The organism is Pseudomonas sp. FP2309, assembly GCF_030687575.1.
In the GTDB taxonomy this organism is placed as follows: Bacteria; Pseudomonadota; Gammaproteobacteria; order Pseudomonadales; family Pseudomonadaceae; genus Aquipseudomonas.
The window spans coordinates 3,718,173-3,740,956 of sequence record NZ_CP117439.1 but is presented as its reverse complement, the minus strand read 5'-3'; the positions used below and the strand labels follow the sequence as shown (position 1 = coordinate 3,740,956).

Below are 22,784 nucleotides of genomic sequence, written 5' to 3'. Positions count from 1 at the left end.
CTCCCTGCGCGCCGTTCAACGCACCACGTCCAGTGCCGTGTATTCATTCACGTAGTGGAACTCGCTCGAGGTCGATTCCAGCGTCAGGGCAATCCCCAAGTCCTCGATAAACGCGCGTGAGGTCTTGTAGTCGCCCTGGTCGCATTCCAGCTTGATGGCATCTCCGCTCAGCGAGGCAAATACCTGCCGTGCCGGGAAGCGTTCGCCGACCTTGCAGGTCAATACGGTGGCGCTCGGTTGGTCGGTAGGCTGGGCGGGGACGTTGATCATCTGCAGGGTGGCGCTCAGGGTTTGGCCCTGCGTCCAGCTGCTCGGCACGTTCAACTCCACCGCGCGGGTTTGCAGGACTCGCCCGTCGCCGATGCCATTCATCTTGGACTTCAACTGAATCAGGTCGGCCTGCACCACGCGGTCGACGTTGAAGGTGTTGGCGTAGACCTCGTTTTTCTTCAACAGGCCACCGTCTGCGGTGAAGGTGACGGAGGTCAGGCTGTCTTTGCTGTTGTCGGCTTTTTTGGAGCGGTAGGTGTAGCTCAATGTCTTGAACTTCGGTTGCAACAGCGGCGAGGTCAGTTGCTGCAGCACACCTGCTGGTATCTCGACATCGTTGATGCTGGTTTCTACCACGGTGCGCGGGTAGTCCACCGGCGCGATGTCCGGGCGCAGCCAGGCCAGCAGCGCGGCATCGACGCCACCCTGTACCGAACAGCTGACGCGGGTCTGCTCGCCGTCCGGCTCTACGATCAGCACACGCTCAACATTGCGCGTACCCGGTGCCTTGCCGGGTTGGGGTTTGATCGCCTGCCAGCGGTCGTCGACCTTGAGTTCACTGCGGATATAGCTGCCATCGATTTTTTGCAGCCGCGCGGGTTGGTCCAACAGCAGGGCAAGACGCCGGGCAACCTCGTCGACACCGCCTTGCACCACAAAGCCCCAGTAGTAATAGCGGCCCAACTGATCCAGGTCGGTAGCCTCATCGGCATACGCCAACAGCTTCAATCCGGCGATGGGCGGTGCACTGACCGGCACTTGGTTGGCCTTGTGATCGCCCCGGTTTACTACAGCAATCCAGCTGAAGTCCTTGTCCTGCTTGAGCGGTGCATAGGCCTGCCACGCCGCGCGGTGGGTGTTCAGGCTGCTGAAGAAGCTGGCGTCGCAGCGCGTGAAGGCCTTGAGCGTGTCGGTCAGCGCGGCATCGTCGGCATGGGCGATAGCCGGCAGGCAGAGGGCGCAAGAGAGGAGCAGGGCGGACGCGGGCAGCTTCATTGAGCGGGATTTCCGTATCGGAGGCGAAGGTGGGCATTATCCAGAGATTGGGCGGCGGCCACTAGCGTTGCAGGCGCACGCGCCAATCGCCGCCGTGCTGGCGCTGGCAGTCTTCTTCAGTGTCCAGGCGCACGCAGCGGTCCACCTGCACGTGCGCCACGTCGGCCTGGTCCAAGGCGGCGGCGGTCAGCTCGCGCATGCGCTGGTCGGCACCGCTTGCGACGGCCTGGTCTTTATTGGCGCGGGTGTCGAACACCCAAATCACCCGCAGGCTACCGGGGAACGCCGCGTAGTCGACGGTGTGGGTCAACCACACGAAGCCGGGGATTTCGGCCTTGGCGGTTTCACAGGCGTCGGTCAGGGTGGCGACCAGGCGCCGTTCGAAGCGGGTGCTTTCACGTGGGGTCAAGGGCATGCGAGGCTCCGGAAGGTAGCGGTTTTTAGACGGGCGTCGGGTATCACCAGGCCGTGTTTATCCTGAAAACACAAATTTCGAGTCGCGGTCGCGGGCGTGTTTCAGTGCCTACGCCTTCAACGCCGTTTGCGCGATTCAAGCGCCTGAAACAGCAGCATTCCCACCACCATCGCCAGCGTGAACAGCGCCGCCTGCCAGCGACCCGTGAGCAACAACGCCAGGGCCGGCCCAGGGCAGAGTCCGGCAATCGCCCAGCCCATGCCGAACACCAGGCTGCCCAGCACCAGTCGACGGTCGATGTGACGCTGAGTGGGCATCTGCATCGGCGCGCCGAGCAATGAGCTGTCGCGCCGTCTGGCGAAGAAGAAAAACACGCTGCTCACCAGCAGCCCACCCAGCATGACCAGGGCCAGCGAAGGGTCCCAGTCGCCGGCCAGGTCGAGAAACCCGAGCACTTTTGTCGGGTCTGTCATGCCGCTGAGGTAAAGCCCGAGGCCGAAGATCAACCCGGCCAGCAACGCGGTGAACTTGCGCATGTTCAGGCTCCCAGCAGATGGCGAATGGCATACACACCGGCGAACCCGCTGCCCATGAAGCAACACACCGCCACCAGCGAACGCACCGACAGCCGCGACAGCCCACAGATCCCATGCCCGCTGGTACAGCCGGCGCCGTAGCGCGTCCCCAGCCCCACCAACAACCCCGCCAGCACCAGCGCAACGCCACCGGCCTGAAACCTTGACTCAGGCAACGTCGCCACCAGCGACCAGATCCAGGGCGATACCAGCAGCCCCACGATAAATAACAGCTTCTCGCCGCGCCCATCGCCTTGCCTGGCCAGCAAACTGCCCAACAGCCCGCTGATCCCGGCGATCCGGCCGTTGAGCAAGATGAACAGGCCGGCGGACAAGCCGATCAGGGCACCGCCGAGCAGGGCGGTCCAGGGGGTGAAGTGGGGGGAGAGGGTCATGGTGGGGGGCCTGGGCGTTTGAGGGGCTAAGCGTATCGATAATGCGGAAGGTAAAACAGTACGGTGCAACAGCCGTTTGCTCGCGGGTCGGCGCAACACTATCGATGTCGACCCGCCTCCTGCTCTATTGGCGCGCTTTCTGACGCTCCCATGCCTGCGTGATGGCGTCCATACTCGGCTGAAATCTGGACAGGTGTCGAATACCGACCACTGGAACCTTACGATCGCCAATGGTCGCGGTAAAGCCGTAGGTCGCTCGATAGGAGGACCTGTCCACGTGGTCGAGTGGGTCCCCGTGTCCGAAGTTCTCCCAAAGAATCTTTGCCGCTGATGGCGCGCCTAAGCCGTTGCTGTAGGCAATGATGAGTTCGGGTTCAGAGAGGCGCATAGTCACCTGCTCGAAAAAATCCATCGATTTATGCGTAAGTGCTTCCAAGTGGTTCACTGAGGATTGTCGCGCAACGTTGCCTATCGACGCCGCATCGCTGGAGCACAGGAGTAACGCGTTGGTATAGATGGTCGAGCGCCAGTCAAAGCCCAGCTCAGTGGGCAGTCGAGTCAAGCGTCGCGCTAATGTCCTCGAACCCCATCCGCCCTCCACACCGTGAGCCACGTTCGAAAATGCGGGCTGTTCGTAACCTGTGCGTACCGCTTCGGCGTTGGTGTGCAGAGCGTCGGCCAGGGAGCCGTTGAAGCCGATCATTATCAAGCGTTTGGTGCTGGGCGGTGCAGCCAGGAGTTCAAACGCGCAGTCGAAGGGACGGGCCGCCAGATCACTGATTTCCAGTGCTTTTAGGGCGCTTAGTATCAAGTCACGCGTGTTGAGTGGCATGGCTACGACCGGGTAACTGCGATTGATATGAAGAGGGGGCCGCCGGTATCGACGGGTCCGCTGCTTGAATTTTTTTAAGCGATAAGCCACGTCGACGTCGGTGTTATCAAATGGTTGATACCCACGGCGTTGCAGCGCTCCAGAATAGGCAGAATGTAAGTAATCGTGCGGTCACCCATCTTACCGTTGGGCTGTCGACGTGCCGCCTGGCAAAGCGGGCCTGCATCAGTTGGTGTCTTATTGGACTGAATGGTGATCGCACGGCTTTCACCGACGTGGCGGTGCTGGTGTAAGTAGTCCAGCGTCTGTTGGAACGCCGCTCGTCGCAGGGTGATGGGGTGTGCGCCACCGCGAGGCGTGATGATCGCGGCGTTTTCATTGATGGAGTCAATGCGAAACCATTTATTTTTTGCCGTGTGCGGTGTCTGCAAATCAACGTCTTTGAGCCGACTGATAAGTGCCCAAAGTGTGCTGTCGACTTGAGTGATGGATCGCATGGGGTAGCTCCTTGCTATTCGGTATTAACAGTCTTTCGTACGGACCACGCGACCCATTTGATCACCCTGGTCCGCCTCGATATCGGCCAGCTGTCATTCTTCCAGCAAGCGGATTCTCCACATGCCACTGTTGCCTTGCTCGCGATAACTGCCTTCGAGAATCAAGCCACCTTCGAACCGGTGCAGCGTCGCACGGCCGTCTGCGAACGAGCGTGAAGACAGTTCGTAATGGCCCTCGCCTTTATCTAAGCCGCGGTACTGCTGGTGGCCTTCATCTTCATACTCAACTGTAATTTCAGCGCCTTCACAGAAGACGACGCACGGTTGGTCCAGCCACGACCCGTGAGCGTTGTAGGTGTCCATCTTCGATTTTGCATACCGCATAGCTATTCTTCCGTTGAATGGGGTGCCGGCATCGTTACAGGGAATCAGGGTGGTGGCAACTGGCTATCTTGGCGCGACGCAGAATTGTTTGGCATGGATGACGGTTTTGTCATCAGCCCCGACTTCAAAGCGGCCTGTCCACCCGCCGCGCATTCCATATCGCCCGATAACGTTCCCCCCAACCGCCCTCCTGGCGGGTGATGCAATGGAGCGCACCTTACCGGTTTGGCTCTGATCTGTCCTCGGTGCAGTGCTGGCTATTTAGCAGTAATGCCAAAAAGTTGTTGGCATAAATGGGCATCTTCTCTCGGGATGAATTCTTCGGGGCTTTCATTACAGGAAAAAGCTTCGAAAACATGGTTGATGATTTTCTTGGCCTGGCTTGCAGTAACGGCTCGCGTGTCTATCACCTCAAGAAGCGCTTCGGCAATCTCGTTTAACCTGATGCAGTATTCTTCGGCAGCCAGCCTGAGCAATGCTCGCATTTCGCTCTGTTTACTCTCTGGACTGACGTTGTTCGTTAGAAACTCAAGTGGGGCTTCCAGGATTTCAAAGGGGTAAATCTTCTGATACCTGTCGCAGTACGCTATGAGGGCCTGCCTAGCTTTCATGCCGTCAAACGATTGAACGCCAGGCTCCAACAGGGCATTGATTTTCGTAGGGGCTATCCAGTTTTTCATGGTGGACTCCGCGTTTGATTATCTGAGTTTGATCCAGGGCGTGATTCATCACCATCAGCGCGGTTGAACCGCCGACGCAAGGAACAACTCGCTGTGCCTGTGCGTCTACCGTTATCTGCTCACCCGTAAGGTACAGCGCAATGGATAAAACGATCACCGTGGATCAACTGCCGACCACTGACCTTGGATCAATCAACGAGATATGGCTCGGCGCAACGCACACCCAGCTATGCCTGTGGCGTGGTGAACAGGTGTTCACCCACGAGATGCTCAGCGAGGGTACCCATGATCAAAATGTTCGACGTCTTTGCTTGCCGTGGGTGGACCCAGGCGATCAGGCTGCAGTGGCCAACGTTGAGCTGATCGTGCGTGAGCGGTTGAAAGTAATCGGCAAGGAGGGCGAGTTTTATCCGGCGCAGGAGGCTGACACTCATCGATAGTCGCTTTGCAGCCACGATAAAGGTGTAGTTGCCAACGGGGCGTGCCGCGACTCCTCGGTAAGAAGGGTCGCGTTATCCAGTTGAGTGATGCCGAGTGCACGGGCGACATTAGCGTGGGCGTAGTGTTCGCGCTGCGACTCGGTGTCACTCCTTGGTCAGATCAACCAACGGCGTCTGCCGCACCTCAGTCTCGCGCCCATCCTGAATCTCGCTCACCTGCTTCAAGGCCTTATCCACCGCCGCCTTATCCGCCAACAAGCTGTAGCTGATGTGGAACTGTTTGTGTTCCTTGGGCCCAATGGTCGGTACCAGGTTCAGTGGCCGCTGATAACGGCGGTTGTAGGAAAAACTTGTGCCCGGCTCCAGACCTGTGACATAGCCCTGGCCTTGGGTATCGGTGTTTTTCCACAGGGAAAACACAGGCAGTGTCTGGGTATTGAAGCCGACCGCAACGCCCAGGCTGCCGGCCTTGTTATGCAACACGGTCAACGTATCGCCCTTGGCATCGGCATACGGCACCACGTTGTAGACCGTTTCGTCGTAGTCCTTGGTCGGCGCGCGGTAGGTTTGCCAGTCGGGCAGATCGCCCTTGGCCTTGTCGTTGAACGGCGACACCTGTTTCACCGGCGCGGCGAAACGAGCGCCTTGCTCCAGGAACGGGGTGCTGAAATTGCTGTGATACAGCGCCTGGTATTCCTTCGGATAGTCGCCGTTGTTGGTCAGGGTGTCGTTGAGGGCGAACACGACGCTGCCGGGTTCGGTGACCAGTTCGGTCGCGACCGAGAAGTCGACCTTCTTGAACGCCTGCTCTTTCAGTTCGCCGCGCAGGGTGATGGCGTACGGTGGTTTTTCATCGATATGCAGGGTGACTTTGTTCGCAGGAATGTTGGCGGCCCGGCCGTGCAGGGTCAGCAGTTCGCCGTTGTCGACGCCGGGGTGGCCGACCCATTCGTATCCGCAACGGGTGACCAGCTCATTGAACCCTTCCAACCAGCCCAGACCACCGCGGCCATTGAGTTCGATGAAGGCCGGGTTGACCACTTCCTTGACCGGGGAATCCCAGCCCATGCGCACGTTGCCGACCGAGGCCTGCAAGACGTTCATCCCGCGAGTCGGTACGACCGAGAGTTTCATCGTGCCGTTATCGATGTCGACGATGCTGACGCCTTCCTGCCGACCGCCGTGCAAGGTACGCAGGGTTACGCTGAAGGGTTTGGCGGTTTTCAGGCCGAGTTGCTGGCTGGTGATCTGCCAGTTCCGGGCGGCTTTGTCGGTGTCGAGCAAAACGTAATCCCAGGCCATGGCGTGGGAGGCAGCGGACAGTGCGCTGAGGGCAACAAAGAGTTTGAGCGGGGTCATGGCAGCAGCCTTTCTTGGAGTTGTGCCATTTTTATAAACCTGATGAAACGTTTCAGCAAGCTTAAAATCGGATTCCCTGGCATCTGCCAAATCGACGATAAGGATTGGCTCTGAGCTCACTTGCGTCTTTGTCTGTTGTTGAAGCACGATGCCGGCTCGACAGTCAGGACAGGCCGATGACCACGCTCCTCGAACAAGGCAGCTCAACGTGAATTCAGCGCATCTCACGGCTAAGAATGACGACCTGGGCAATCGCATGATGAAGGTCGACCATGCAGGCGAGCATGGAGCTATCTGCATCTATAGCGGACAGCTGTTTATGGCCCGGCTTTTCATCCCGGGCATGGTCAATGAGCTCCAAGAGTTCCTCGCCCACGAGCGTCGCCATCGGGCGGTTTTCCAGGATGAACTGCAACGCCGTAGTTATCCCCGCTGCCGTAGTTATTGGTTGTGTGGCATCGGCGGTCTGGCGTTGGGTCTGATGACTGGCATGTGTGGCCGCAAAGCCATTGTCGCTACCACCGTCGCGGTTGAGAGCGTGGTGCTTAAGCACCTGGCTCATCAACTTGATGTGCTGGTCAACATCGATCCTCATGCGGTAGCGGCCATTACTTCGATTGTGGCGGAGGAGCAACACCACCATGACCATTCAGCCTCGCAGATCGATGCGCGCGATCCCTGGTTCAGAGTGTTGGCGCCGATGGTGACTGCATGGACGGAGGCCGTAATCTGGATGGGGATGCGTTCTTAGGCAGCAGGCCTTAACTGGGTTGTTTCAATCCCTCGGAACGATCCGGGCACTCTTTCGATTGAAACCGCGTTGCAGGAGACACAGCACAAATACGGCACCGGTGAAGTCGCGGTACAACAGAGCCGGAAATCGTTTGAACGTCGCTGCAAACGATGCCGGGCGAAGTGGCCGTGATCGGTCAGCAAGCACCGGGGGGGCTTTGTGAGTTTTGTTGCATTACCAAGGCGCAGACGCTCGGATCTGCGGCAGACATCCTACCGATCGGCGCAGCGCCCACTCTGATTTTTCAACGTCGGTAAGCGGCCGAGCTATGGCCGCGGATCAGCAAAATGTGCTGCGTTGCTGGCCACGGCAACTCTGGACATTGCCCTGAATTTCACAGGGCCGTCCACCACCCAATCGGGTATCCGGGCTTATGAAGTCCTCGCACGGCGGACGAAACGGGAAGCCGACTGGCCGAGCGATATTTCTCCGAGTGTCAGGCCCCTATCGAGTCAGACCTGATTGGCGCGTTGGCGCTTTATATGACCCGGCTGAAAGTCGATAGCAACCTGCCGTACGTTTTCGTGCAGATGGCGGCGTGGGGACAACACCGAGCGCAAGAACAACAGTTCTTCGCGCACAGATCTCCACAGGAACAACAACCTCTACTGAGTCAGTGTTGGTTCAGGGGCGACACTTATAAGCGTGGGGCAGCCAACTGCGCTCAATCGACGGTGGAGATTTGTCTGCCGAAATGCGCCAATTAAAGTCAATTAAATGGCGGCAATTTAACGATGTGTGCCGTTCCTCGGCAAAAAAGACGAAATGTTGACAGTGTCTTTCGGATCTAACATTATCGGCCGCGTTTTACTGGCTTAAAGCTACTAAATTGGCATCATTTGACCCGGCGAGCTGAGGCATTTCTCAGGCTATGCAGGGCGATACCCGTGCCACCATCAGCGGACTGAATGCATGAAACCTCCGCTTAAGTCGTCAGGAATAATCTTCATGGAAGTTAAGCGAGTTTTGATTACCGGTGGTGCAGGCTTTATCGGCTCGCATTTGGTCGATGCCTTGCTGGACAGGGGTTACAGCATTCGTGTGCTGGATAACCTGTCGACTGGCAAGACGAGCAATTTGCCGATCGGGAATCCGCTTCTGGATCTCGTTGTGGGGGATGTTGCAGACACCGCCGTGGTTGAGCACGCCATGCTTGATTGCCACGCTGTGGTTCACTTGGCTGCAGTGGCCTCCGTGCAGGCGTCGGTAGACGATCCTGTCGCTACTCACCAAAGCAATTTTGTCGGCACGCTCAATGTTTGCCAGGCGATGCTGAAGGCCGGTGTGAGGCGCGTGGTATTCGCTTCCAGTGCCGCAGTCTATGGCAATAACGGCGAAGGCACGGCCATTGAAGAAGACATCGCCAAGTCTCCCCTGACGCCTTACGCGTGCGACAAACTGGCCAGTGAGTATTACCTGGACTTCTATCGTCGCGAACATGGCCTGGAGCCCGTGATCTTTCGCTTCTTCAATATCTTTGGCCCACGCCAGGACCCGTCCTCCCCGTACTCGGGTGTGATCAGTATCTTCAGCCAGCGGGCAATCGCCAAGCAGCCGATTACCGTATTCGGTGACGGTGGGCAGACGCGCGATTTCGTCTACGTGAAAGATCTGGTGAACATTCTCGTGCAGGCCGTAGAGACCAGCGAAGCGGCGCCTGGCGCTGTCAATGTCGGGTTCAGCCGCGCGACGAGTTTGAACGACCTGATCACCGAACTGGGCGGCGCGACCGGTACTGCTCTGACCGTGACGCACCAGGCGCAGCGCCAGGGCGATATTCGTCATTCCCGTGCGAATAACACGCGCTTGCTGCAACGCTATGTGCTCTCGGAACCGACGTCCGTGGGCCAGGGGTTGGCACAGCTACTTCGCAGTTTGTAACGCGCCGGTATCACCTGTTCGACCTCAACGCCCTCCCAGTCTCAGTCATTTCAAGAGTGCATTATGGAAATCGTTTTTCGCCGGACGCGCGTCCGCGCAATAGCCGAGCGGCTGCTGGCCGCTTTTGCGTTGTTCGTTGGCGGGTCGACTGCGCAGGCCGCGACGTCGCCACAGCCGGCCAGCGTGGCTTTCTGGTATGCCGAGCAGCCGCCCCTTGCGGAGCTGGCGCAGTTCGATTGGGCGGTGGTCGAGCCCGGCCACATGACGCCCGCCGATGTCAAAACCCTGCGCACGCTGGGCAGCGAACCCTTTGCTTATTTGTCCGTGGGCGAATTCGACGGCAATAAGGCGGAGCTCGAAAAAGCCGGCTTGAGCAACGCGGGTTCCCCAGTGCGTAACGATGCCTGGGACAGCCAGGTCATGGACCTCACTTCGCCAGCTTGGCGTGAGCATTTGTTTGCTCGCGCCAAAGCCCTGCAAGCGCAAGGTTATGGCGGTGTGTTTCTCGATACCCTCGACAGTTTCCAACTCTTGCCCCCAGCCCAGCGTGAAGCTCAGCACGTGGGCCTGGTCAACCTGCTGCGTGAATTGCACAAGCGTCAGCCAACTTTGAAGTTGTTCTTCAATCGCGGTTTCGAGGTATTGCCCGAGCTGGATGGAGTTGCCGTCGCTGTGGCAGTCGAGTCGATCCACGCGGGCTGGGATGCCTCCGCCAAACGTTATCGTCCGGTGTCGGAGTCCGACCGAGAATGGCTTGAAACGCATTTGAAACCGTTGCGCGCCAAAGGCATCCCGCTGGTGGCGATCGACTATTTGCCGCCGGAGCGCCGTGAAGAAGCGCGCAAGCTGGCAAAGCGTCTGCGCGAAGAAGGCTACATTCCGTATATCAGCACGCCTGACCTCAATAGCCTGGGCATCAGCAGCATCGAGGTTCAGCCACGCCGTATCGCGCTGATCTTCGACCCGCGCGAAGGCGCGCTGGAAGATGCTGCCGGTCATAGCGATCTTGGCGGCTTGCTGGAATATCTGGGCTATCGCGTCGATTATTTTCCAGCCGACAGCAATCTTCCGCTGTACAGCTTTAGTGGCTTGTATGCCGGCGTCGTCAATTGGATGACCAGCGGTCCGCCGCAGGACCCGGCTGCGTATAATCGCTTCATCAATGCGCGCCTGGACGAACAGGTGCCTGTGGCGTTTTTCAGTGGGTTGCCGGTTGAAGACAAGCTGCTGCTCAAGCGCCTTGGCCTCAAGCGTGATGCGCCGCCCGCCACGCAGGTGGTGACGGTTACTCACCAGGACAAAACCCTGGTAGGGGCATTTGAAGCGCCGGTGGTGCCACGCTCGCGCGACCTCACCGCCGTTTCAGTCATGCCCAATGGCCCAACAGCCGCACTGTCGTTGAAGGGGGCTGGCGGTGAAGTGTTCACGCCGGTGGTGGTCGGCAAATGGGGTGGCTTGGCACTTGCTCCCTATCTGCTTGAAACCAACAACGAGCGCAGCCGCTGGATCCTCGATCCCTTTGCGTTTCTCCAGGCCAGCCTGCACCTGCCAAGCCAGCCGCGGCCGGACAGCACCACCGAAAATGGCCGTCGCATTGCGACCGTGCACATTGATGGTGATGGCTTTCCTTCCCGGGCCGAAGTGCGTGGTACGCCCTATGCTGGGCGCCACACGCTGGACGACTACATCAAGCCCAACCCGTTCCTGACGTCGGTGTCGATCATCGAAGCCGAGATTTCACCGCGCGGCTCGTTCCCCTTCCTGGCCCGGGAACTGGAGCCGATTGCGCGCGAGATCTTTGCCAACCCTAAAGTCGAAGTTGCTACGCATACCTACAGCCACCCATTTTTCATGCAGCCGGATAAAGCCAAGAAGCGCGAGAACTTCAACCCGGAATACGGCATGAACATGAAGGTGCTCGGCTACGACAAAATTGATTTTCGTCGCGAAATATTCGGCTCGCGCGACTATATCAACCAGAACCTGACCACCCCGCAGAAGCCAGTGAAATTGGTGTTCTGGCCAGGTGACGCGCTGCCATCGGCAAGCACTATCAAATTGGCGTATGACGCGGGCCTGAAGAATGTCAACGGTGCCGAAACCATCATGACCAAGGCCAATCCGTCGCTGACCGGACTTAACCCGTTGCTGCGCCCGACCGCGGGCGGCTTGCAGTACTACGCACCGATCATCAACGAGAACCTGTACACCAACTTGTGGAAGGGGCCGTATTACGGATTCCGCGAGTTGATCGAGACGTTCCAGCTCACCGACAGCCCGCGCCGTCTGCGGGGTCTGCACCTGTATTACCACTTCTACTCCAGCACCAAGCAGGCTTCGATCAAGGCCATGCACGAGATCTACGGCTACATGCGCGAGCAGCAGCCAATGTCGTTGTGGATGAGCGACTACCTCGACCGCCTGCACGGCCTGTATCAAGCAAGCCTGGCGCGCACGGCCGATGGCGCCTGGCAGATTCGCGGGATGGATGCACTGCGCACCGTGCGCCTGGACGCCCAAATGGGCTGGCCGGATCTGTTGCAATCGCAGGGCATCGCTGGTGTGCGCGATTTACCGCAAGGGCGCTACGTGGCCCTGAGCAGTGACAAGGCCTTGCTGGTGCTGCGCCCGGATCGAGACCCAAGACCGGCGTTGGAAGAAGCCAATTTGCCCTTGCTGGACTGGCGTTACCTGGATGAGCGCCGCGTGAGCTTTGCGTTCGCCGGCCAGTTCGACCTGACCTTCTCCGTACGCTCGGCCACGGCCTGCCGCGTTGAAGTGGATGGGCAACAATTTGCGGGCAAGGCTTCGGCCGGCCTTTGGACGTTTCAATTACCTATGAAGCAGGTGAGTAATGGTCAGCTCCTCTGCAACTAAAAGCAGCCGCCTGCTCAATCCTTGGGCATTGGCGGTAGTGACAGTCGCAGTGGGTGGCCTGTTGTGGGCGACCTTCCAGCGCGAAGAAGTGTTCCAACCCGACGGTCGCCAGCCTGATGCAGTATCGGCCAACTATGCCGAGCTGCTGCTCACGGCGCACCCGGACGACGATCACTTGCGCCTGCAACTGGTCGATCTGTTGATCCGCCTCGGTGACTACACCAAAGCGCGCCAGCACCTGGATGCGTGGCCCAAGCCGCAGCCTGAAACCCAGGCTTACTATCGCCTTGAACTGGACGCGCTGGTTGCCACCAGCAGCGACGACCTGATTGCGCAGCAGGCGCTGGTCGAGCGTCTGGGGAGCTTCGATTATCACAAGCTGCCCATGCCTCAGTTGCAAAACCTGGCGGCGCGGGCGCTGGCTTTACAGGCGCCCGAGTTCGCCGCCGGGGTGTACGAAGAAATCGCCGCGCGCGATCCGGCACAGCGTGCCGAGGCACTCAAATCGGCCGCGCAGTGGTACATGGCCAGTGGCAAACCGGAGCTTGCTGCAGATATTTACCTGCAACTCAGGCGCGACACCCAGCAGCCGGCAGAGCGCCGTGACTATGCGCAATTGGCGTTCGACAGCCTGCTGTCGGCGGGTCGCGATGAACAGGCCGCGCAGGTGCTGTCCGACGAATTGCCCCAACTGACGAACCCCCAGACCGATGTGGCCTGGCTGGAGCAGGGCGTCGACGTGGCGGTGGCAACCAAACGCTTTGACTTGGCGCAACGCGTACTCAAGCAGTGGCGCGAGGTGCAGCCGGACAACCCGAAAATTGCGCTGAAAGAATTCCACGTGCGCCTGGCCATCAACGACCTGGCAGGCGCCTGGGAAACCGGTCAGCAATTGACGGTCGATTATCCGGACGACATTGAACTGCTCGAGCAAATGGCGCTGCTCGGTGAGTGGCGCGGCGATAACGCAGCAGCCTTGGGTTATTGGATTCGTGTGCTCAAGCTGAAGGAAGACCCGAAAACCCGCGAGCACGCCTGGCGCCTGGCCAGCCAGCAGTTCGATTTCGACCGTTCAATCCCGCTGCTTGCCGAGATCATGCAACAGCGCGCGCTCACTGATATCGAGCTGGACGCATTGATCTACGGCCACGAATCGCGCGGCACGCCTGCCGAGGCCGAGGCCTGGTTGCGCACCTACCTGCGCAAATACCCAGGGCACCGCCTGGCGTGGACGCGCTTGCTGCAAAATGTGGACAACACCGGGCAGTTCGCCGCAAGAAGCAAGGTTTACAACGACTACGCCCAACGCTTCACCCTGACCTCGGCCGAGCGGGTGGACTGGGTCGGCACCGAGATGAAGCTGTTCGACGAGCAGGCTGCATGGGACATCGTGAAGTTGGACGATCCGTCGATCAAGGACCCGGAGTACTGGCACGCACGCGCCAGCCTGGCCTGGGATTTGGAGCGTGATGACGACTTGCGCGTTTCGCTGGAGCGCCTGCTCGCCATCAACGGCAAGCTGGTCAGTGGTGACGAAAGTCAGCTGATCACCCTTTACCGCACCCGTGACCCACAGCGCGCCCTGGCCCTGATGGTCGCCAGTTGGAAACGCGCCCAAGACCCGCAACGCTTGGTCGAGGCCTTGCAGCTCGCCCAGGAATTGCAGGAGTGGGACCAAGTGGTCGCATTGCTCGAAGACGCTAAACAGTACCCGGAGGCCTACGAGCAAGCCCAGGTCCTGGCCGTGCGGGGTGCATTGGCGATTGAGCAGGGCGACACCGCCGAAGCCGAGCGTTTGTACCTGCTGGGCCTGTCGCGCTACCCCAATGACAACCTGTTCCGCGAGCGCATGATCTGGCTGTATGTCGACCAGGGCTACACCGAGAAACTCAAGCCACTGCTGTCCAAGTGGCGCGCCTATGCGCGTGAAGACCGCCTGCTCTGGCTGCCGTTTGCCAGCGCCAGTCAATTGCTGAGTCGCGATACCGAGGCGTTGGCGTGGTACCGCATGTACCTCAAGCTAACCCCGAACGACTGGCTGGTGCAGGCGGCCTACGCCGATGCACTGGACACCGCCGGCTACCAGGACGCAGCGCAACGGCTGCGCTTGAAACTGCTGCGCCATCCCGAGGCTGAAGGGCTGCAACCTTCGTCCCCGCGCTACGCAATCTGGTTGCGATTGATGTCCAGCAGCTACTCGCCACGCAAGGCGCAGCAGGAACTATTGAAGTGGAAAGACGGTTCGCCGTCGATGAAGCAGATGTGGTTCGAGCGCCTGCTGGCACGGCTGGATGCGACCAATCAGGAGTCGCAGAAAGACCAATGGCTGGAATGGGCGCGTGGCCAAGGCCTCAAGGTCGACCGTTACGAGCAGATTCAGGAAGCCCTGCGCAGCCGCAACAAGGCTCAGGTTGAAACCCTGTTGGCCAGCAGCGACTTGAACCCTGCGCAACGTGCGCAGGCACTCAGCCGGTTGGGTCGCGACAACGAAGCGCTGGATACCAGCCTGACCGCACTGGGTGACGAGCAACCGGAGTCGGTGCGCGAGCAACTGCGCCGTCAAGCCGTGGAGATCCACGAAAGCACCCCGCAAGGCGCGCTGCTGTCCTACCAGAAGCAGGACTTCGGTGGTCTCTCGTTTGATGCGCCGCGTTTGGAAATCGCGCACAACCTGGGTGACAACTGGTACGCCGATCTCGAAATGGAGCACGGCAACTACAAGGGCGACGACATTATTTCATCGAGGATCGGTGACGAGAGCAACGCAGCCCTGACCTTGATTCGTTCGGTGGAAAACGGCAGCTGGAAGGTGTTCGCCGACACCAGCCAGCGTAAGGACGACGATCGCAACGGCCTGGGGCTGTCGCGCATGTGGCAACTGGGTACCCGCCATCAACTCGAGACCGGCCTGGACTGGCATCGCAAGAGTGACGACAGCGGCTTGATGCGCGCCTTCGGCCAGCAGGACCGTGCCTGGGTCGGCGGGCGTCATGGCCTGACCGCGCGGGACCAGTTGAGCTGGGAAGTGGCGCAGCGCTCGTTCTCTACCCGTGCCGGCGACTCGCTGGGTACCGGGCATGCGCTGAAGGTGGAGCTTAACCACACGCTGGAATTCGCCGGGCCTAACTGGACGGTGCGCGGCGGTGCGGATTATCAGAAAAACAACGTGAAGGATCGGGAGCTGGAGTACCTGTCCAGCCGCAACGGCGGTGCCGTCAGGGTCACGCCTCAGTCCATAGAGGTCGATACGGGGCTGCCAGATCCTCTTGATGTAGACCCGGTCACCGCCGACAACCTGCTGCAAAGCCGCTACGGCCAACTCTACGTCGGTACCACCTGGCGTCGCGGCATCCCTGGCGCGCTGGTGCGCACCAAGCCGCAATACACCTGGCTGGTGGACGTGACGGCAGGCTGGCAGTGGACAGACCAAACCTTTAACTACGGCATGAACACCGGCATCGGCTTTGAAGTGCTGGGTGACGACGAACTGGCCCTGACCGTCGGGTACCAATCTGCGCCACAAGGCGGGGATGGCAAATCCGGCGGAACACTGGGCATGAGCTACGGCGTGCGTTTCGGGCGCTGATTACAGAATCTCTACGGGAGAAAACCTATGCAAGTAATTCGTAACCTGAGCCTGGCTCTGACAGTCCTGTTCGTTGCCGGCTGCTCAAGCTTCACCAGTGAGACCAGCCCGAACCTGCCGCGCAATGCGCAGTGGGGCATCATGCCGATGGTCAACTATTCGCAGACCCCGCAAGCCGGTGAGCGCAGCGAGCAGATCCTGCTCAGTGTGCTCAGCAGCCATGGTCTGCAACCACGGGTTTACCCTGTCACCACCCAGGGCGAACAAGCCTTGATGGACGACAATGAGCGTCTGGCCGGTGCCCTCGATTGGGCCCGTGAGCAGAAACTCGATTACGTGGTCGCGGGCAGCGTTGAAGAGTGGCAGTACAAGAACGGCCTGGACGGCGAGCCGGCGGTGGGCATCAGCCTGCGCGTGCTGGAAGCCAGCAGCGGCCGTGTGCTGTGGAGCAAAAGTGGCGCCCGCGCCGGCTGGTCCCGTGAAAGCCTGGCGGGCAATGCTCAAACAGTCATCGACAAACTTGTTGGCGCCCTTCGGTTCGAGTGAACGCAATGAATTCTCCACACATGGATTACAGCCTGGCACCGCGAGCCAGCGGGCCGGTGTCTTGGCTGGAAACGATACTGGTGACCGGTCTGGCGATCGGTCTCGGCTTCTGGTTGACGCCTGAAGACCCGTTGCAGATGCATGCCGGTTTCCCTTGGCCGATCCTTGCGCCGCTGCTGTCAGGGGTACGTTACGGTTTTGTGCGCGGGTTGTTCAGCGCGGTACTGGTGGTGGCGGTGCTGTTTGCGCTGCGCAGCAGCGGACACGAAGGTTATACGCAGATTGATCCGTCGTTTATCGTCGGCGTGCTGGTGTGCGGGATGCTGGTCGGTGAAGTGCGTGACCTGTGGACGCGCCGTCTGGAACGCCTGCAAATGGCCAATGAATACCGTCAGTACCGTCTCGACGAGTTCACCCGCGCGCACCAGATTCTGCGGGTCTCCCATGACCTGCTCGAACAGCGTATGGCGGGCAGCGACCAGAGCCTGCGCAGCTCCTTGCTGGGCCTGCGGGACAAACTGCGCGGCATGCCGGTCGAAGGCGATGCACTGGGCGAGTTGGCCGAGCCCATCGTGGCGATGCTCGGTCAGTACGGCGCCTTGCGCGTGGCTGGTTTGTACCGCGTCGACGACAGTGAAAAAAACATACTGCCTCAAGCCCTGGCGATGATCGGTGTGATGGGGCCGTTGGACGCTTCAGATGAGCTGATCAAGCTGTGCCTTGAGCGCGGTGAGCTGGTCAGCGTGCGCCAGGAGTTGATTGATTCCGGCAACTCGTCGCAGTTTTCTTCGCTGCAAGCGTGCATCCCGTTGATCGACGCCGAAGGGCGCCTGTTGGCCATCCTGGCGGTTCGGCAAATGCCGTTCTTTGCGTTCCAGGACCGCACCCTGAGCCTGTTGTCGCTGCTGGCCGGCCACATCGCCGACCTGCTGCGCCGCGACCCGCAAGTGCTGCAACTGCCGAACGCCGACGCCCAGCAGTTCACACTGCAACTCAAGCGCTCGCTGGTGGACATCGAGCAGCATACATTGCCGGCCGGGTTGTTCGCGTTTGAGATGACGCGCCCCAATGACGAGCTGACGCGCCTGATGGAACGCAGCCAGCGCGGCCTGGACCTGCACTTGCCGGTGCGCAACAACCGCGATCACGCGCTGCTGCTGGTGCTGTTGCCGTTGACCAGTCCGCAAGGCACAGAGGGCTACCTGGCCCGTATCAGCCTGTTGCTGCACGAGCATTTTGGTATCGACAGCGACTTCCAGAGCCTGGGCGTCCGGATTATGCCTTTCAATCTGGAGCCTGGCTGTGACCGAAACGGGCTGCGTAATTTCCTTTACAACGAGTGTGGCCTGAATGATCAGCAAGTGGCTGTTTAGCGGAGCCTTGGTGTTAGAGTCGGGCAGCTTGGCGAGCTTGTGGCTCGACGCGCCTCAAATCGACCAATTGCTGGTCTTCACCTTCAGCCACGGCTTCGCCTGCCTGATGCTGTGCGCGGCCGTGTGGCTGTTGCTGCCAGCCCGCTACCGCAAGCCCTTGCCCTGGAGCCCGCTGTTCATCTTCAGCCTGGCGTTCTTTGTTCCGCTCATCGGCACCCTGGGTGTGATGGCCGCGATCTTCCCGGCTCTGTACTTGCCGCGCAAACGCGACAGACAAGCCTGGCAGGCCGTTGGCATTCCAAGCTTGCCGTACCGCGCGCAGACGCAGTTGCACAAGCCGGTTTTCGCGGATGGCGGCTTACAGGATGTGTTGCGCCACGCGCCCGATCCGGACCAGCGTTTGTCGGCCTTGTTGGCCACGCGACGGATGCCCGGCAAGGACGCGGTGCCCATTCTCAAGTTGGCGCTTGGCGACCCCAGCGATGACGTACGCCTGCTCGCTTACTCGATGCTCGACAAGCAGGAAAGCGACATCAACCTGCACATCCAGATGGCCCTTGAGCAACTGGTGGATGTCAGTTCGCGCACTGCAGGTCCGGTCCACAGTATGTTGGCGCGCTGGTATTGGGAACTGGCCTACCTCGGTCTAGCGCAAGGCAGCGTGCTGGAGCACGTCCTCAACCAGGCCAGCGAGCATGCCGAGCAGGGCCTGGCGGCGGGCGAGGGCGGCGAGTTGTTTCTACTGGCTGGCCGTATCGCACTGGAGCGCGGCGAGAACGAGCGCGCCGAATCACTTCTGCGCCTGGCGGAAGAAAACGGCATGGGCTCGGCCCAGGTCTTGCCATTTCGCGCAGAGCTGGCGTTCGAGGCCGGTCGTTATCACGAAATCCCCGGGTTGCTCGCCAGCCTTCCCGAGGAAACCCGCCAGCGGCCACCGTTCGCTGAGTTGGTGAGGAGCTGGAATGAGTAACAAGCAAGAAGCACCGGTTGCAGATATCTGCCTGCTGCTCGAAGGCACCTGGCCTTACGTGCGCGGCGGCGTTTCGAGCTGGATTCACCAAATGATCCTCGGCCTGCCGGAGCTGACCTTTTCGGTGATGTTCATTGGCGGCCAGCGCTCGGCGTATGAGAAACGCCGTTACGAAGTGCCGGCCAACGTGCTGCACATCGAAGAAGTGTTCCTGGAGGATGCGACTCATCCCACCCACCTGCGTGGCGCGCCGCGAGAAGCTAACCCACAGCAGTTGGCCGACTTGTATCGCTTCTTACATCACCCGGACCCGCCTGAGCGTGAGTTGGGTGAGAAGCTGCTCGATTACATCGCCAGCGGCGACATGACCCTCGACGACGTCGTGCGCAGTCGCGCCAGTTGGGAGACGCTCAGCGAAGGTTATCGCCAGCATTGTGCCGACCCGTCCTTCGTCAATTATTTCTGGACCTTGCGCTCACTGCAGTCGCCTTTGCTGATGCTGGCCGAGGCCTCGCGCAAGATGCCGCAGGCACGAGTGCTGCATTCGATTTCCACCGGTTACGCCGGGCTGTTGGGCTGCATTCTCAAGCAACGCTGGAACTGCGCCTATGTGCTCAGCGAGCACGGCATCTATACCAAAGAACGCAAGATCGACCTGGCCCAGGCCTCGTGGATCGCCGAGGCCTCCGGCCAGGCGCTGAACCGCAGCCTCGACGGCGGCTCGGGTTACATCCGTACGCTGTGGGTGCGCTACTTCGAGCGAATTGGCCAACTGGCCTACAACAGCGCCGACAACATCATTGCCCTGTATGACGGCAACCGTCAGCGCCAGATCAAGGACGGCGCCGAACCTGCGCGCACGCAACTGATTGCCAATGGCATCGACCTGTCGCAGTGGAACCGCGTGCTTGAAACACGCGCGCCAGGCATTGCCCCGCGGGTGGGCCTGATCGGGCGTGTGGTGCCGATCAAGGACGTGAAAACCTTCCTTCGGGCCATGCGCGGTGTGATCAGCGCCATGCCTGAGGTCGAAGGCTGGATCGTCGGGCCTGAAGAAGAAGACCCGGAGTACGTCAGCGAATGCCGCAGCCTCATGGCCAGCCTGGGCCTGGAAGGCAAAGTGCACTTCCTCGGCTTCCAGCGTATCCAGGATATCCTGCCCCAGCTTGGCCTGATGGTGTTGACCTCAATCAGTGAGGCGCAACCCTTGGTCATCCTTGAAGCCTGGGCCGCCGGCACGCCGGTGGTCAGCAGCGACGTGGGTTCGTGCCGCGAACTGATCGAAGGCGGCAGCGCCGAAGACCGAGACCTCGGCATGGCGGGCAAGGTTGTCGCGATCGCCGACCCACAGGCCACCTCCGCCGCCATCCTGGAACTGCTGCGCAGCCCCGAACGCTGGCAAGCCGCGCAGGCCAGCGGCCTGGCGCGGGTCAACCGTTATTACACCGAAGCCCTGATGCTGCAGCGCTACCGCGACCTGTACCAGGCAGCCATGGAGAACAGCTAATGGCCGGTATTGGCTTTGAACTGCGCAAGATCCTCTCGCGCGACTCTTACACCGCCACCCTGCATGCCTACGTCTATGCCGGGTTGATCAGCTCCGGGCCGTGGGTGCTGTCGATCATCAGCGTCATGCTGGTGGGCATCATCAGCCTGGGCTTAATGTTGCCCAACTCGCTGGTCGGGCAGTTTCTGGTGACGGTCACGTACCTGATGGCCAGCTCGTTGATCCTGACGGGCGGCCTGCAACTGTTCTTTACCCGGTTTGTGTCCGACCAACTGTTCCAGCGCAACTACGAGCACATCCTGCCCAACCTGTTGGGCATATTGTTGCTGGTCACCGCGGGTGCCGGTGTACTGGGCATCATCCTGCTGGCGGTGCTGTTCGACCAGCCGCTGATCTACCGCGTGCTGGTGCTCTCGAACTTCGTAGTGCTGTGCAACCTCTGGATCGTGATCATTTTTCTGTCGGGGATGAAAAAATATAACCGCATCCTGCTGGTAATGCTGGTGGGCTATTCGCTGATGGTCGCCAGCGCCTACCTGCTGAGCTTCCTGCAAATGCCAGGCCTGCTGCTGGCGCTGTTGATCGGGCACAGCACGCTGCTTTTTCTGTACCTCTACGACATCCTGCGCGAATACCAGGCTGAAAAGCTCATCGCTTTCGACTTCCTCGACCGTCGCAACGTGTTCCTGAGCCTGCTGGTGACCGGGTTCTTCTACAACTTCGGCATCTGGGTGGACAAGATCATGTTCTGGTTCAATCCGGCCACCTCCAACGCCGTCATCGGCCCACTGCGTGCATCAATCCTCTACGACATGCCGATCTTCATTGCCTACCTCGCGATCATCCCCGGCATGGCCGTGTTCCTGGTGCGCATCGAAACCGACTTCGCCGAATGGTACGACCGCCTGTTCCGGGCCATTCGCGACGGCGAAACCCTGCAACACATCGGCTCCCTGAAGACCGAAATGACCTTGTCCATCCGCCAGGGACTGCTGGAAATCTGCAAAGTCCAGGGCCTCACCGTGGTGCTGCTGTTCCTCTTCGCACCACGCCTGCTGGACTGGCTGGGGATCTCCAGCTACTACCTGCCACTGTTCTACATCGACTTGATCGGCGTGAGCATCCAGGTCGTCTTCATGGCGCTGCTCAACGTGTTCTTCTATCTCGACAAACGCCGCGTGGTGCTGGAACTGTGCGTCCTGTTCGCAGTGCTCAACGCCGGCCTTACCCTGCTCAGCATGCACCTGGGCCCGAGCTTCTTCGGGTATGGGTTTACGCTGTCGTTGCTGATGTGTGTCCTGCTGGGACTGGCGCGGTTGTCGTCGGCGCTGGAGGATCTGGAGTACGAGACGTTCATGTTGTCGCGTTGATCGCGGTTTCAGTCGTACGAAAATCCGCGACCACGCCTGCAACAGTCGTTCCGGCATGAAGCCTACGTGGTGAGGTAGGACTTCACAATGTCTTCAAGCATGCCCACCCGTTCAGGATCCATGTAGCGGTAATCATCGGGAATATCGAGAGAGTGGAGCCGTTTGTGTTCCAGAAGACGGGCGTATTCAGCCTGAAGACGATTAAGATGTTTGCGTTCCATGACAAAGATCACGTCAGCCCAGCGAATGTCCGCTGGGCTGATAGGTTTACGTGCATTTGGACTGGTTCCTGCGGAACGGGCATTAAAGCCGGGGCGACGGCGCCAGATCGCTTGCGCAGTAGGACTACGCCATTGGTTACGGCTATAGACGAACAGGAGGTTAGTCACTCTTGATCCAGTAGTTGGCGGGTTGCGCAGGTGGGATAGCTCATCCCGAGTGGGGGTGCTCTGTACCGTTTGGCTGCACGGGTATACATCAGTTTCCAATTTTTTTCTGGCTTGAACTCCAGCGGACGAACTTCTTACCTGAGCGCAATTTGCCGGCGAGCCATGACAGCGCGATCGCCGGAATTGAGAGAAAGGCCGCAATGATGATACCGGCTGCGAGCAACGGGGATGTACCCGAAGTCGCTAAAACCACGGGGATCTGAGAGAGCATTACAATGGCGCCTGCTGACCACTGTGAGCTTTTTAGAACGGCCCCAAGGATCACGGACAACACGAGCGCGGCGGGATAGATGAGGGTCCAGTAACTGGCCAGGTCCCAGGGCTCCGCAGCGCCTGTGATTGCTGAAACAACAGTCCAAAAAAACAGGGACACAACGCAGGTAATAATGAATGGCATGAACAATTCCTGGAACTTGGGGGCAAATCGGCTTTGGTGGTTATCGTAATCGTGGTCGATGGTTCAGTGTCTTGATTTTGTTCTTAACCCTCTCGTGAAAAAATCACAAATTCCCGCGATTGCAGCCATCTTGGAAGTTTTCGGCCTCTGGCCCGCTTCGTCGGCGTGTTCGCGCCAACATCCCCGATATAA

Annotated in this window: 21 protein-coding genes; 10 read left to right on the top strand and 11 right to left on the bottom strand. The window is 59.7% G+C overall.

Going from position 1 to position 22,784, the window contains the following annotated elements; all coding sequences use genetic code 11:
* Positions 1-15: 15 nt before the first annotated feature.
* From PSH59_RS17150 to PSH59_RS17115, 8 genes are all read right to left on the bottom strand, one after another.
* Complete coding sequence (locus tag PSH59_RS17150) at positions 16-1,266, bottom strand: hypothetical protein (protein WP_305393278.1); 1,251 nt, start codon at positions 1,264-1,266, stop codon at positions 16-18.
* Positions 1,267-1,327: 61 nt separating this feature from the next.
* On the bottom strand, positions 1,328-1,681 hold the full coding sequence (locus PSH59_RS17145) for a hypothetical protein (protein ID WP_305393277.1): 354 nt from the start codon (positions 1,679-1,681) through the stop codon (positions 1,328-1,330).
* A gap of 116 nt (positions 1,682-1,797) precedes the next feature.
* The gene (locus PSH59_RS17140) at positions 1,798-2,217 is read right to left on the bottom strand and encodes a YeeE/YedE family protein (RefSeq protein WP_248082386.1); all 420 of its coding nucleotides are present in this window, start codon (positions 2,215-2,217) and stop codon (positions 1,798-1,800) included.
* Between the two features lie 2 nt (positions 2,218-2,219).
* Positions 2,220-2,651, bottom strand: a complete 432-nt coding sequence (locus PSH59_RS17135; RefSeq protein ID WP_248082384.1) for a YeeE/YedE family protein — start codon at positions 2,649-2,651, stop codon at positions 2,220-2,222.
* A 124-nt stretch (positions 2,652-2,775) separates the two neighbouring features.
* Positions 2,776-3,483, bottom strand: coding sequence for a hypothetical protein (locus PSH59_RS17130; RefSeq protein ID WP_248082382.1), 708 nt, complete (start codon positions 3,481-3,483; stop codon positions 2,776-2,778).
* Between the two features lie 74 nt (positions 3,484-3,557).
* A complete protein-coding gene (locus PSH59_RS17125; RefSeq protein ID WP_248082380.1) occupies positions 3,558-3,980 on the bottom strand; it encodes a hypothetical protein in 423 nt (140 codons plus the stop codon).
* Between the two features lie 93 nt (positions 3,981-4,073).
* Positions 4,074-4,364 carry a hypothetical protein gene (locus PSH59_RS17120; protein WP_248082378.1) on the bottom strand — a complete coding sequence of 97 codons (291 nt, stop codon included), beginning with the start codon at positions 4,362-4,364 and terminating at the stop codon, positions 4,074-4,076.
* Between the two features lie 257 nt (positions 4,365-4,621).
* A complete protein-coding gene (locus PSH59_RS17115; RefSeq protein ID WP_305393276.1) occupies positions 4,622-5,044 on the bottom strand; it encodes a hypothetical protein in 423 nt (140 codons plus the stop codon).
* A 140-nt stretch (positions 5,045-5,184) separates the two neighbouring features.
* Between PSH59_RS17115 and PSH59_RS17110 the strand changes: the two genes are divergently transcribed.
* Positions 5,185-5,484 carry a hypothetical protein gene (locus PSH59_RS17110; RefSeq protein WP_248082374.1) on the top strand — a complete coding sequence of 100 codons (300 nt, stop codon included), beginning with the start codon at positions 5,185-5,187 and terminating at the stop codon, positions 5,482-5,484.
* Between the two features lie 144 nt (positions 5,485-5,628).
* On the opposite strand, the gene PSH59_RS17105 is transcribed toward PSH59_RS17110, so the two are convergent.
* The gene (locus tag PSH59_RS17105; protein WP_248082373.1) at positions 5,629-6,843 is read right to left on the bottom strand and encodes an aldose 1-epimerase family protein; all 1,215 of its coding nucleotides are present in this window, start codon (positions 6,841-6,843) and stop codon (positions 5,629-5,631) included.
* Between the two features lie 256 nt (positions 6,844-7,099).
* Between PSH59_RS17105 and PSH59_RS17100 the strand changes: the two genes are divergently transcribed.
* From PSH59_RS17100 to pelG, 9 genes are all read left to right on the top strand, one after another.
* Positions 7,100-7,594 carry a demethoxyubiquinone hydroxylase family protein gene (locus tag PSH59_RS17100; protein WP_305393275.1) on the top strand — a complete coding sequence of 165 codons (495 nt, stop codon included), beginning with the start codon at positions 7,100-7,102 and terminating at the stop codon, positions 7,592-7,594.
* A gap of 990 nt (positions 7,595-8,584) precedes the next feature.
* The gene (locus PSH59_RS17095) at positions 8,585-9,517 is read left to right on the top strand and encodes an NAD-dependent epimerase/dehydratase family protein (protein ID WP_248082369.1); all 933 of its coding nucleotides are present in this window, start codon (positions 8,585-8,587) and stop codon (positions 9,515-9,517) included.
* A gap of 63 nt (positions 9,518-9,580) precedes the next feature.
* Positions 9,581-12,394 (top strand): bifunctional glycoside hydrolase 114/ polysaccharide deacetylase family protein, encoded by a 2,814-nt coding sequence (locus tag PSH59_RS17090; RefSeq protein ID WP_305393274.1) that lies wholly within the window; start codon positions 9,581-9,583, stop codon positions 12,392-12,394.
* Positions 12,372-15,980 (top strand): tetratricopeptide repeat protein, encoded by a 3,609-nt coding sequence (locus PSH59_RS17085; protein WP_305393273.1) that lies wholly within the window; start codon positions 12,372-12,374, stop codon positions 15,978-15,980. The genes PSH59_RS17090 and PSH59_RS17085 overlap by 23 nt, the downstream gene beginning before the upstream one ends.
* 27 nt (positions 15,981-16,007) lie before the next feature.
* Positions 16,008-16,526, top strand: a complete 519-nt coding sequence (locus tag PSH59_RS17080) for a penicillin-binding protein activator LpoB (protein WP_248082357.1) — start codon at positions 16,008-16,010, stop codon at positions 16,524-16,526.
* A gap of 5 nt (positions 16,527-16,531) precedes the next feature.
* On the top strand, positions 16,532-17,899 hold the full coding sequence (locus PSH59_RS17075; RefSeq protein ID WP_248082355.1) for a PelD GGDEF domain-containing protein: 1,368 nt from the start codon (positions 16,532-16,534) through the stop codon (positions 17,897-17,899).
* Positions 17,877-18,869 (top strand): HEAT repeat domain-containing protein, encoded by a 993-nt coding sequence (locus PSH59_RS17070; protein ID WP_248082353.1) that lies wholly within the window; start codon positions 17,877-17,879, stop codon positions 18,867-18,869. Before PSH59_RS17075 ends, PSH59_RS17070 begins: the two co-directional genes overlap by 23 nt.
* Positions 18,862-20,376 (top strand): GT4 family glycosyltransferase PelF, encoded by a 1,515-nt coding sequence (gene pelF / locus PSH59_RS17065; RefSeq protein WP_305393272.1) that lies wholly within the window; start codon positions 18,862-18,864, stop codon positions 20,374-20,376. Before PSH59_RS17070 ends, pelF begins: the two co-directional genes overlap by 8 nt.
* A complete protein-coding gene (gene pelG / locus PSH59_RS17060) occupies positions 20,376-21,746 on the top strand; it encodes an exopolysaccharide Pel transporter PelG (RefSeq protein ID WP_248082349.1) in 1,371 nt (456 codons plus the stop codon). The genes pelF and pelG overlap by 1 nt, the downstream gene beginning before the upstream one ends.
* Positions 21,747-21,808: 62 nt before the next feature.
* On the opposite strand, the gene PSH59_RS17055 is transcribed toward pelG, so the two are convergent.
* Together PSH59_RS17055 and PSH59_RS17050 are read right to left on the bottom strand one after the other, a co-directional pair.
* On the bottom strand, positions 21,809-22,135 hold the full coding sequence (locus PSH59_RS17055) for a low molecular weight protein tyrosine phosphatase family protein (protein ID WP_305393271.1): 327 nt from the start codon (positions 22,133-22,135) through the stop codon (positions 21,809-21,811).
* An 88-nt stretch (positions 22,136-22,223) separates the two neighbouring features.
* Positions 22,224-22,592, bottom strand: a complete 369-nt coding sequence (locus PSH59_RS17050; RefSeq protein WP_305393270.1) for a hypothetical protein — start codon at positions 22,590-22,592, stop codon at positions 22,224-22,226.
* Positions 22,593-22,784 lie beyond the last annotated feature (192 nt).

Excerpts from the sequence above, each read along its gene's own strand:
- PSH59_RS17090 (WP_305393274.1), top strand. The coding sequence starts at position 9,581 with ATGGAAATCGTTTTTCGCCGGACGCGCGTCCGCGCAATAGCCGAGCGG.
- PSH59_RS17130 (WP_248082382.1), bottom strand. The coding sequence starts at position 3,483 with ATGCCACTCAACACGCGTGACTTGATACTAAGCGCCCTAAAAGCACTG.
- PSH59_RS17100 (WP_305393275.1), top strand. The coding sequence starts at position 7,100 with ATGATGAAGGTCGACCATGCAGGCGAGCATGGAGCTATCTGCATCTAT.
- PSH59_RS17105 (WP_248082373.1), bottom strand. The coding sequence starts at position 6,843 with ATGACCCCGCTCAAACTCTTTGTTGCCCTCAGCGCACTGTCCGCTGCC.
- PSH59_RS17085 (WP_305393273.1), top strand. The coding sequence starts at position 12,372 with ATGGTCAGCTCCTCTGCAACTAAAAGCAGCCGCCTGCTCAATCCTTGG.
- PSH59_RS17150 (WP_305393278.1), bottom strand. The coding sequence starts at position 1,266 with ATGAAGCTGCCCGCGTCCGCCCTGCTCCTCTCTTGCGCCCTCTGCCTG.
- pelF (WP_305393272.1), top strand. The coding sequence starts at position 18,862 with ATGAGTAACAAGCAAGAAGCACCGGTTGCAGATATCTGCCTGCTGCTC.
- PSH59_RS17075 (WP_248082355.1), top strand. The coding sequence starts at position 16,532 with ATGAATTCTCCACACATGGATTACAGCCTGGCACCGCGAGCCAGCGGG.
- PSH59_RS17115 (WP_305393276.1), bottom strand. The coding sequence starts at position 5,044 with ATGAAAAACTGGATAGCCCCTACGAAAATCAATGCCCTGTTGGAGCCT.
- PSH59_RS17095 (WP_248082369.1), top strand. The coding sequence starts at position 8,585 with ATGGAAGTTAAGCGAGTTTTGATTACCGGTGGTGCAGGCTTTATCGGC.
- PSH59_RS17120 (WP_248082378.1), bottom strand. The coding sequence starts at position 4,364 with ATGCGGTATGCAAAATCGAAGATGGACACCTACAACGCTCACGGGTCG.
- PSH59_RS17145 (WP_305393277.1), bottom strand. The coding sequence starts at position 1,681 with ATGCCCTTGACCCCACGTGAAAGCACCCGCTTCGAACGGCGCCTGGTC.
- PSH59_RS17070 (WP_248082353.1), top strand. The coding sequence starts at position 17,877 with ATGATCAGCAAGTGGCTGTTTAGCGGAGCCTTGGTGTTAGAGTCGGGC.
- PSH59_RS17050 (WP_305393270.1), bottom strand. The coding sequence starts at position 22,592 with ATGCCATTCATTATTACCTGCGTTGTGTCCCTGTTTTTTTGGACTGTT.
- PSH59_RS17135 (WP_248082384.1), bottom strand. The coding sequence starts at position 2,651 with ATGACCCTCTCCCCCCACTTCACCCCCTGGACCGCCCTGCTCGGCGGT.
- PSH59_RS17080 (WP_248082357.1), top strand. The coding sequence starts at position 16,008 with ATGCAAGTAATTCGTAACCTGAGCCTGGCTCTGACAGTCCTGTTCGTT.
- PSH59_RS17125 (WP_248082380.1), bottom strand. The coding sequence starts at position 3,980 with ATGCGATCCATCACTCAAGTCGACAGCACACTTTGGGCACTTATCAGT.
- PSH59_RS17140 (WP_248082386.1), bottom strand. The coding sequence starts at position 2,217 with ATGCGCAAGTTCACCGCGTTGCTGGCCGGGTTGATCTTCGGCCTCGGG.
- PSH59_RS17110 (WP_248082374.1), top strand. The coding sequence starts at position 5,185 with ATGGATAAAACGATCACCGTGGATCAACTGCCGACCACTGACCTTGGA.
- pelG (WP_248082349.1), top strand. The coding sequence starts at position 20,376 with ATGGCCGGTATTGGCTTTGAACTGCGCAAGATCCTCTCGCGCGACTCT.